The organism is Desulfobacula phenolica (assembly GCF_900105645.1).
Classification (GTDB): Bacteria; Desulfobacterota; Desulfobacteria; order Desulfobacterales; family Desulfobacteraceae; genus Desulfobacula; species Desulfobacula toluolica.
Genome location: NZ_FNLL01000001.1, coordinates 438,492 through 448,760 on the forward strand (window position 1 = coordinate 438,492; position 10,269 = coordinate 448,760).

7 protein-coding genes are annotated in these 10,269 nt (G+C 38.9%); all 7 read right to left on the reverse strand.

What is annotated here, in order from left to right:
* Positions 1 to 5 precede the first annotated feature (5 nt).
* The gene (gene secD / locus BLT94_RS01860; protein WP_092229860.1) at positions 6 to 1,577 is read right to left on the reverse strand and encodes a protein translocase subunit SecD; all 1,572 of its coding nucleotides are present in this window, start codon (positions 1,575 to 1,577) and stop codon (positions 6 to 8) included.
* A gap of 20 nt (positions 1,578 to 1,597) precedes the next feature.
* Positions 1,598 to 1,948 (reverse strand): preprotein translocase subunit YajC, encoded by a 351-nt coding sequence (gene yajC, locus BLT94_RS01865; protein ID WP_014956952.1) that lies wholly within the window; start codon positions 1,946 to 1,948, stop codon positions 1,598 to 1,600.
* Positions 1,949 to 1,984: 36 nt separating this feature from the next.
* On the reverse strand, positions 1,985 to 2,806 hold the full coding sequence (locus tag BLT94_RS01870; RefSeq protein WP_092229862.1) for a hypothetical protein: 822 nt from the start codon (positions 2,804 to 2,806) through the stop codon (positions 1,985 to 1,987).
* 72 nt (positions 2,807 to 2,878) lie between these two features.
* Positions 2,879 to 4,351, reverse strand: coding sequence for an Rne/Rng family ribonuclease (locus BLT94_RS01875; RefSeq protein WP_014956954.1), 1,473 nt, complete (start codon positions 4,349 to 4,351; stop codon positions 2,879 to 2,881).
* Between the two features lie 257 nt (positions 4,352 to 4,608).
* Positions 4,609 to 5,991, reverse strand: a complete 1,383-nt coding sequence (mltF, locus tag BLT94_RS01880) for a membrane-bound lytic murein transglycosylase MltF (protein WP_092229864.1) — start codon at positions 5,989 to 5,991, stop codon at positions 4,609 to 4,611.
* 3 nt (positions 5,992 to 5,994) lie between these two features.
* The gene (parC, locus tag BLT94_RS01885) at positions 5,995 to 8,268 is read right to left on the reverse strand and encodes a DNA topoisomerase IV subunit A (protein WP_092229866.1); all 2,274 of its coding nucleotides are present in this window, start codon (positions 8,266 to 8,268) and stop codon (positions 5,995 to 5,997) included.
* Entirely contained in the window at positions 8,268 to 10,208 is a 1,941-nt protein-coding gene (parE, locus tag BLT94_RS01890; protein WP_092229868.1) for a DNA topoisomerase IV subunit B, read from the reverse strand. The genes parC and parE overlap by 1 nt, the downstream gene beginning before the upstream one ends.
* Between the last annotated feature and the right edge of the window lie 61 nt (positions 10,209 to 10,269).

Consider the following 10,269-nt stretch of genomic DNA (forward strand, 5'->3'; position numbering starts at 1 on the left):
TCCCTTTATATGCTTAGTTTTGACGACTGTTTGTTTTTAAGAATAAAATCAAAAATATTTTTTGAGAGAACCAGCGCTGTAAAAAGGCTTGCAATAATACCAAGGCAAAGGGTAACGGCAAAACCTTTGATCGGACCTGTACCAAACTGGTAAAGAACCAGGGCGGCAATAAAAGTGGTCACGTTGGCATCGAGAATCGTCAGGGTTGCTCTGTCAAACCCTGCATGAACGGATGCCAGAGCGGTTTTTCCGGATCGCAGCTCTTCTCTGATTCTTTCAAAAATAATCACATTGGCATCAACAGCCATGCCGATCGTAAGAATTATGCCTGCTATTCCTGGCAGAGTCAGTGTGGCCTGGAATGCGGCAAGGCCGCCACCGATAAGAACAATATTAATAATCAGTGCCAGATCGGCAATCAAGCCTGCACCCTTATAGTAGATGCTCATAAACAGTACCACAAGAAGTCCGCCCACAAGCATTGAAATAAGACCCATTCGGATGGAATCAGCCCCCAGTGTGGGGCCGACTGTTCGTTCTTCAATAATTTTAACAGGTGCCGGCAAAGAACCGGCTCTCAGTGCAATGGCCAGATCTTTTGCCTCATTCAATGTGAAACTACCTGTTATTGTGGCTTTGCCCCCGGCAATTCTGTCCTGGATGACCGGAGCTGAATAAACTGATTTATCAAGAACTATGGCAAGACGTTTGTGGATATTTTCCCCGGTTATCCGGTCAAAAATCCTTGCTCCTTTTCGATTAAACTCAATGCCTACCAAGGGTTGTTGAAATTGATCAAACTCAACTCTGGCATTGGTTAGGAGGCTGCCATCCAGAAGAACTCTTTTTTTGATTAAAAAAGGAATTTTAGTTGATGTGCCGGAGTTTGAATTGATTTTATGCTGATACAGTATTTCATCTCCAACCGGAGGGGTTCCATTGATGGCCAGATCAACATCAGCTTCATCATCAACCAGCTGGAATGTTAATTGGGCTGTTTTTCCGATCAGCCCTTTTGCCCTTTCCGGATCTTTAATGCCCGGCAGCTGTAAAAGGATTCTGTTCCCGCCCTGTATCCGGATATCAGGCTCACTTACACCAAACTCATCTATCCTGTTACGGATGGTTTCAAGAGCCTGTTCCGTTGCCATTTTTTTGATGTTTTCAATATCTTTTTCCGGCAAGGCTAATTTATAGGAAATATTGTTATTTTCCTTTTGAGGTTTCTGGATGATCAGATTGTCAAAACTTTTTGAAAGAACGTTTTCAATGCTGGATTTGTCTTCGCTCCCTTGAAATTTTGCAAGAATGGAATTGTCGTTCAGACGTGAAACACCAAGGTGTTTCACCCCCTCGCTTCTAAGTTCTTTTTTAATCTCCTGTATTGTTCTTTCCACCTCTGCTTCAACTGCTTTGATATTCTGGACTTCAAGTACAAGATGCATCCCTCCTTGAAGATCCAGCCCTAAATTGATTTTTTTATGGGGCCAGCAATCAAGGAATGTGGGAAGCAAACAGACAACAGCCGCTAAAACAACACATAGAATAAATACAGTTTTAAAGGTAAATGGTTTCAATCTAATTGCTCCTAATGGAATTATTTTTTCTTTTTATCATCTTTACGGACAGCATCTGTATCAGAAATTACCGCTGCAACATTTCCACGGGAAATTTTAATTTTTACCTTTTCAGCGATTTCAAGACCAATGGTTGTATCATCCAAGCTTTGGATAGTTCCATAGATGCCGCCGGATGTTACAATCCGAATGCCTTTTTTTAAATTGGATATCATTTCCTTATGTTCTTTGGCTTTTTTCTGCTGTGGCCGAATCAAAAGAAAATAAAAAATTGCAAATAAAATAATAATGGGTAAAAAGCCTGCTATTCCACCTGCCTGTCCACCCGCTTGCCCGCCTGCCTGTCCCATTGCATATGCTGTACTAATCAAAATAAATCCTCCTTAGAATAAATAAAATATATAAATTTATATTTTTTTTGCAGGAATCCAGATTGTTTTTCCGTCAAACTGGATTCTGTCTATATTATGATAGTTAATTTCCTGAAGAAGTGAGAAAACTTCATCCACATTGTAAACGACAATCTTGCTTAGCGGTTCAATAATATCAATATTTGAATCCACTTTTTTTTCAATAAGATTATATATGATTACAAGTGTTTCGGAAAATTTTAAAATTTTTCCAACCCCTGAGCTTTTCCCTTGATCAATGGGTTCATCGGCTCTGGGTGTAACATGTATCCCGTGATGGCCGTAAAATTCTTTTAAAATATTAAAATGAATATTCCATATGTTATCGCCGGGTTGAACCACATAAATTCCATAGGGTTTTATCTTTTGAGGCAAAATAGCTCCGGAGTCATAAATTTTTTCTTCAAAAACTTCTCCGTCTTTTATAAAGGCATTTTCTAAAATATCTCTCATAGAGATTTGAACATCACCAATTTTGAAGCTTTCATCAGAATTGACAATCATATCAAGGCTTTTTTTAATGCCCAGGCCCTCTTTGCGTGATACCATGAGTTGCTTTAAGGTTTTGTCCTTTTGAAGATGATTATAATCAATGGTCGGCATAATGATAATGTCACCTTTAACGGCTTTGTTTTTATTGCCCGTAATGTCCTTTTTGTTGATTCCCTGTTTTTGTGACATTACAATTTTACCTTTTGATGCTGGTAAATCCTTTTCCTGAAGTTTGGTAAAATACAGGGCGGTCAAAAAAAACACCCCGCATAAAATTACGGCAATAGTTATTAATCCGCTTCTTTTTCCATTCTTTTGCAGGCTCATGGATCCAGCTTCCTTCTTAAGATTGAAATTGTTTCAGATACACAATAGAACCCTTTATGTCAAGAAACGTCTTCAATTGTTATGGGGAATGATAATGATTTTGTTTTCACCGGAAACCATATTGGGATCACCCTCAATCGTAATGAAAACAGATTTTTTCGATTCAATTTCAGTGAGTTCAGCTCTTTTTTTGTTCAACAGATAACCTGCCACATCATTGGGTAAAACTCCTGTTGCTTCCTTGATTCCGGGTTTTAATGTCCTGAGCTTCAACTGCCTTAAAAATGCCAGACCCTGGGTTTCTACTGAAGGCGTCTGGCCCCTGCCTTTACAATGCCTGCAGGTTTCATAGCTTCCGAAAGTGATTGAATGCCTTATCCGTTGCCGTGACATTTCCAGTAAACCAAACTTTGTGATACCTCCGACTTTTGTTTTAGCCTTGTCGGATTTTAAATTTTTTTTCAGTGTTTTGGTGATTTCAGCCTTATGGCGGCTCTCTTTCATGTCTATGAAATCAACCACAATCAGACCGCCCATATCGCGCAGCCTCAATTGCCGGGCCACTTCCTCGCATGCTTCAAGATTGGTATGAAAAGCGGTTTCTTCTATGTTTTTCTTTTTGGTGGATTTTCCTGAATTAACATCAATGGAAACAAGGGCTTCTGTTTGTTCAATGACCAGAAACCCTCCGGATTTGAGGGTTACCTCCCTTTTATAAATAGAGGCAATCTGATCTTCAAGCTGATATTTGGTAAATATGGGTTTTTCGCCCTTGAACTGCTTGACTATTTTTTTTTGTTTGGGAGCGATAACCCCAATGAAATCTTTTACCTCTTTAAAAATTTCAGGGCTGTCGATGAGAATTTCTTTAATATCCGATGTTAAATAATCTCTTAAGGATCGAACGGCAAGTGTTTGCTCTTTATAAAGCAACGAAGGGGCAGGGCTTTTGATTGAAGTTTTGTCAATATTATTCCATACTCGCATCAGGTATTTTAAATCAGCCGTCAGCATGGTTTTCGTGGCGTTTTTTCCGGCGGTCCTGACAATCATGCCGAATCCTGAAGGAATATCCATTTTTTTTATGATACCGACAAGTCTCTTTCGCTCATCCTCATCACTGATTTTCCGGGACACCCCTTTTGTTGAATTGCCCGGCATCAGAACAGATAATCTTCCGGGAAGGGAGATGAAAGTTGTCAGCATGGCCCCTTTTTGGCTTATGGGATCTTTTGTAACTTGAACAATCAGTTCCTGGCCCTTTTTGATGAGTTTAAACAGGGCCTTTTCACCAGCTTCAACATCCTGAAAATAGTCTTTATGGATTTCGTTTTTTTGAAGAAAACCATTTTTAGGCTCGCCATAATCCACAAACACCGCCTGAAGGCTGGGTTCGACTCTTGTGACAATCCCTTTGTAAATATTGCCCTGTGTGACCTGTTTTGCAGTGGTTTCAATGTGAAATTCTTCAAGTTTGTTATCTTTTAGCGCAACAATTCTGTTTTCATCAGAATCTAAAGCATTGATCAGAATTTTTTGTGTCATTAATTTTTCTCTTGAATAGTGTTTTTATTCTTTGTTAGTTGTGAATTTCATTAAAATTATTGAGTTTTTAACTAATAAATTGAACGAATCAAGTCAAATTTTTTATTTCTTTGATAGACTTTATTTATTTTCATCAAGATATCTTTATTTTATTTGCTTATCAAGGATTTACCTTGGGTTTGACCGTTTAAATGATTTTATCAGTATTTTTTAATGCCTGACTGTTAAATTAAATAAAGCAAAAATGGTATTGATGTTTAATAAATTTTTTTTTGCTTGAGGATATCAAAATAGGTAAGTATACGTTCAACATATTGAACCGGCTCCCAACCTCTTGCATAACCATATTGGGTTTTTGTATAGTATTTTGATTTTGACAATAATGGCAGGGCTGCTTTTAAATTCTGCCATTTTGTTCCATCCCACCCCATGTCTTCGGCAATCCTTATGGCATCCATCACATGTCCATATCCGACATTATAGCTGGCCAAAGCAAACAGCATCCTTTCATACTCATCCTCAAGATAATCAAAGCGTTTAACCATTTTATCAAGATATTTTATCCCGGCCTTAATGCTTTGTGCCGGTATCAGACGATTTTCAATCCCCATTTCTTCTGCTGTAACAGTAGTAACCTGCATCAACCCCATGACATTTGTAAAACTTATTGCATTGGGATTGAAATGGGATTCCTGGTAAATGGCTGCTGCCAAAAGTTTCCAGTCAAAATCATATTTCATGGACTCTTCCACAATTATTTTTTTGTATTTTGGCAGCCGGGTTTTGATTCGATGATGAAATATTTTCAAGTCAAACAGGTCTGAATTTTCAATATTTGAATAATATTTGTCTGTTATCCTGTTTAATATCCCTGTTTCATTTGCATACAAGAAGAATTTATTCATCTGCTCCAGAAGTTGTGAATCATTCTTGTTAACTGCCCAGGCAAGATATTCTTTTTCCTGAACCGGAATCCCGATTCGGATATCAGGATAATATCTTTGATTTAGATATGCAATTGTATTGTCGGCAATGGTAAATTTTATTTCCTGGTTGTAAACCATGCGGATCAATTCTTCTTTCGGTATGTTGTTATGAAGAATATAGTTTAAGTCAATGCCTGAATTTTTAATTTCCTCCAGCCTGGCCTGATAAGATGTGCCGCGAGGGATATCTATGGTTTGAAGGTTAAGGCCTTTAATATTCTTTGGCCCGAAAACCAGTTTGTGATGAACAATGTGCTGTTGAACGGTCATATAAGGAATTGAAAAATTGACATCCTCAAGCCTTTTTTTTGTTATGGCAAGTCCGGATGCGATAAAATCTCCTTTTCCCTGTTCAAGATAAGAAAACATATTGTTCCTGCCAGGGGTAACAATATCAAGATCAACATTAAGGAAATCGGCAAATTCCCTGGCAAGATCATATTCAAAGCCGGTGGGCCTGTCATTATACCAATAACAGGTGTTTATGGAATTGGTGGTGATCAACCTCATAACACGGGTTTTTTCGATTCTTTCCAGACGGCTTAAATTCGGATCGGCTTCCCTGTTATGAATCAATACAGAAAAAAAAACAAAAAAAGATGTCAGCACCAGTAGGTGAATTAAGATAAAATAATGCAAATAAAAATTTTTCATCTTTTACTCGCCAACAGATTTAATCGGTATTATCTCCACACGATCCACATTTTGGTATCCACGGGGAAGTTTTTTTCCCCTCTGTCCCCTGTTCCCTGTATAATCTTTTTGATTCCCGGGGGTTAATTTCAGGAAGTGCTTGCCGGAATAAATTATAATATTAGATCCTGAAGGCACAACTTTAAGGAACTTGAGCTTTTCAGGGGGTGTTGAGTTTAAGTTTTTTTTAGAAATGGAAATGATTTTATTTCCCTGTCCTTTTTTCAGGTTTGGCAGTTGGCTTAATGCAAATATCAATAATCGGCCTTGAGATGAAAACGCAGCAATGCTGTCTTTTGAACGATCAACAATATTTTCAGGATTTAATAATTCATGCTTTTCTTTTAAATTGATTACAGCTTTGCCGTTTTTATAATTGGTTAAAAAATCGGTAAATTTTATGATAAATCCGTAACCATTATCGGAAGCGACCAGAAAATAATCGTTACTTGCTCCTGACAGCATGAATTTGATATGTGCATTGGGTGCAATTGACAATTGACCTGTTAATGGCTCGCCATTTCCACGTGCAGAAGGAAGTGAATGGGAAAACAGCATATAGCTTCTGCCTGTATTGTCCAGAAAAATAATGGGTTTGTCGCTCCTGGTCCTTAAACACTCCATAAGCGAATCTCCTGATTTGAACTTAACCGTTTCAGGATTAATCTCATGCCCTTTGGCCGATCTAATCCAGCCTTTTTTTGACAAAATAATGGTTACCGGTTCAATGTCCATTAAATCGGTAACAGAAAATTTTTCCGCTTCTTTGCGTTTTTGCAAGGGAGATCGTCTTTTATCTCCATATTTTTTTGCGTCAGATTTTATTTCTTCTTTGATATAGGATTTGAATGTTTCTTCACACCCAAGGATTTTTTCAAGCTCTTTTCTTTGGGATTCCAGGTCTTTGAGTTCTGATTTGATTTTAATTTCTTCTAATCTGGCCAGCTGGCGAAGCCTGATTTCCAGAATTGCAGCAGCTTGGAGTTGAGTTAATGAAAAGGCCTTTATCAAATCTTTTTTGGGATGATCAGAATTTCTGATAATATTAATCACTTCATCAATATTTAAAAAAGCGGTGAGCAAACCTTCTAAAATATGGAGCCGGTCTAAAATTTTTTCCAACCGGAAGTTTAATTTTTTTCTTACTGTTTCTGCTCTGAATTCAAGCCACTCAGTCAATATTTCAAGCAGGTTTTTAACCTTGGGCCTGCCGTCGATTCCAATCAGGTTCATGTTGAAAGAGTAAGATTTTTCAAGATCGGTTGTTGCAAACAAATGATCTGTCAACGCGTTCAGATCCAGGTTTTTTGATCTTGGAATAACAACCAGCCGTGTGGGCTCTTCATGGTCTGATTCATCTCGTATATCGCTGATCATTGGCAGTTTTTTTGCTTCCATCTGAGCGGCAATCTGTTCATATATTTTTTCTGTGGAAGCATGGTGGGGCAGGGCTGTGTAAATAATTTCCGAATCTTCCACATGAAATACGGCACGCATCTTTATCCGGCCGGCTCCTGTCCTGTAGCTTTCTATTATCTCCTCAGAGGGCGTGATGATCTCAGCGTCCGTTGGAAAGTCGGGGCCTTTGATGAATTTGCAGATTTGATCAAGATCCGCGTTTTCATTATCGATTAAATGTATCAAAGCCTTTGCCACTTCCCTCAGGTTATGGGGAAGAAGACTGGTTGCCATTCCCACGGCAATACCGGTTGAGCCGTTCAGTAAAATATTGGGAAGGCGTGCAGGAAGAATCGTGGGTTCATTGAGGGTTCCGTCAAAATTCGGTGACCAGTCCACGGTGCCCTGATCCAGTTCTTGAAGAAAAATTTGTGCATATTGTGACAGACGAGATTCCGTATACCTCATGGCTGCAAAAGATTTGGGATCATTGGGATCGCCCCAGTTTCCCTGGCCGTCCACCAAAGGATATCTTAAGGAAAAAGGTTGTGCCAGGTGAACCATGGCTTCATAGCAGGCCGTATCTCCGTGAGGGTGAAATTTTCCCAGCACATCTCCCACGGTTCTGGCTGATTTTTTAAATTTTGCTGATGACGATAATCCCAGTTGGCTCATGGCATATATGATTCTTCTCTGCACCGGCTTTAAACCGTCACCGATATGGGGCAGGGCACGATCTAGAATAACATACATTGAATAGTTCAAATATGCTTTTTCAGCAAAATCCTGGAAAGGTATTTTTTCATAATCATCAATGGCTGACGGAAGCGTATCTTTCATTACTCAATCTCTTTTATGTTGCCGTTGGTTTCTATCCAGGTTTTTCTGTCTTTTGCTCTTTTTTTACCCAAAAGCATATCCATTACCTCGTAGACCTCTTTTAATGATTCTTCACAACTGCCGTTTACAGACAACCGGACAAGCCTCCTGGAATCCGGTGAAATGGTTGTCTCTTTGAGCTGTGCCGGATTCATCTCGCCCAGCCCTTTAAACCTTTGGATATTTATCTTGCCATGTTTTTTGCGCCGGTCTATTCGTTTGATAATATTGTTTTTTTCCGAGTCGTCCAATGCGTAAAAAACTTCTTTGCCCACGTCAATTCTGTATAATGGGGGCATGGCAATATAAACATGACCCTGGCTTACAACTTTTGGAAAATGTTTTAAAAACAGTGCGCATACCAGCGTTGCAATATGCAATCCATCTGAGTCGGCATCCGCCAGGATGCATATTTTATTGTACCGGAGTTTTGAAATGTCATCAGAACCGGGTATGACGCCTAAAACCTGTGAAATATTCCGGATTTCCATTGATTCAACAATGGCGGAAGATTCCATGTCCCATGTGTTTAAAATTTTACCGCGCAACGGCATAATGGCTTGAAACCGCCTGTCTCTTGCCTGTTTTGCCGAGCCGCCAGCAGAATCTCCCTCCACAAAAAACAATTCACGCCTTTCTTGATCAACACTCGAACAGTCTGATAATTTGGCCGGAAGGGTAGTGCCGTTTGATGACCTTTTTTTAGTAATTTTGTTGGCTTTTTTAATTCGGTTTTTTGCATTTTCAATGGCAAAATTTGCCAGTTTTTCACCTTGTTCAATATTTTGATTCAGCCATAAACTGAAGGCATCCCTGACCTGAATATTCACCAGATTGGCACAATGACGCGAAGACAGTCTCTCTTTTGTCTGTCCGGAAAATTGAGCGTCGCTAAGTTTGACGGACAGGATATAACCGATTTTATTCCAGATATCTTCAGGTGCCAGGTATAAACCCTTGGGCAAAAGATTTTGAAACTTGCAAAATTCTTTTACAGATTCTAAAAGACCAGATCTGAAACCGTTTACATGGGTTCCGCCTAATCGTGTAGGAATAAGGTTGACATAGCTTTCTTCAGGGTTTGGGCCGGTGTCCATGGTCCAGTTAACCGCCCATATGAGTTGAAGATCATCTCCTTTGATATCTCCTGAAAAAGGAGATGAGAATATGCATTTTTTTTCTTTTAAATTTTCACTGAGATAATCATCAATTCCATGATCATATTTCCAGGTTTTTTTTTCACCTGATGTTTCATCATAAAAACTTGTGACAAGTCCTTTACAGAGAATGGCTTTTGATTTCAAGGCAGTTTTTAAAGCTGTTTTTGAAAATAAAGGGATATCAAAATAAGACATGTCAGGGTAAAATTGAAGAGATGTTCCAGACTCTTTTTTGTTGATTTCTTTGACAATTGTCAGCTCTTCGGTTTTAAATCCGTTCTTAAAACCAATACAATATTCTTTTCCATCCCTTTTAATATGGATTGTCAAACTTTTGGACAATGCATTGACAACAGAAACCCCAACACCATGCAGACCGCCTGAATAACTATAGTCTTTATTGGAAAATTTTGCGCCTGCATGAAGTTTTGACATGATTAATTCCACACCTGATATTTTTTCTTCGGGATGAATATCAACAGGCATCCCGCGCCCGTTATCCGAAACAATAATGGATTGATCTGTCTTTAACACCACATCAATCCGGTTGGCATATCCTGCAATGGCTTCATCCACGCCGTTATCGATAACTTCAAATGCCAGGTGATCCGGGCTTGAAGTGTCAGTGTACATCCCCGGTCTTCTTTTGACCGGATCAAGCCCTTTTAAGACTTCAATTGATTCGGCAGTATAGGCCGCAGCATTTTTTTTATTTTCTGTGTTAAGTTCAAATAATTTCATAAATGATTCTGTTGTGGTATAAAGTTAAGCAGCTATAAATTTTTTAAACATACCCTATAGC

Coding starts and splice junctions, on each gene's coding strand:
- BLT94_RS01870 (WP_092229862.1), bottom strand. CDS start 2,806: ATGAGCCTGCAAAAGAATGGAAAAAGAAGCGGATTAATAACTATTGCC.
- BLT94_RS01875 (WP_014956954.1), bottom strand. CDS start 4,351: ATGACACAAAAAATTCTGATCAATGCTTTAGATTCTGATGAAAACAGA.
- mltF (WP_092229864.1), bottom strand. CDS start 5,991: ATGAAAAATTTTTATTTGCATTATTTTATCTTAATTCACCTACTGGTG.
- parC (WP_092229866.1), bottom strand. CDS start 8,268: ATGAAAGATACGCTTCCGTCAGCCATTGATGATTATGAAAAAATACCT.
- parE (WP_092229868.1), bottom strand. CDS start 10,208: ATGAAATTATTTGAACTTAACACAGAAAATAAAAAAAATGCTGCGGCC.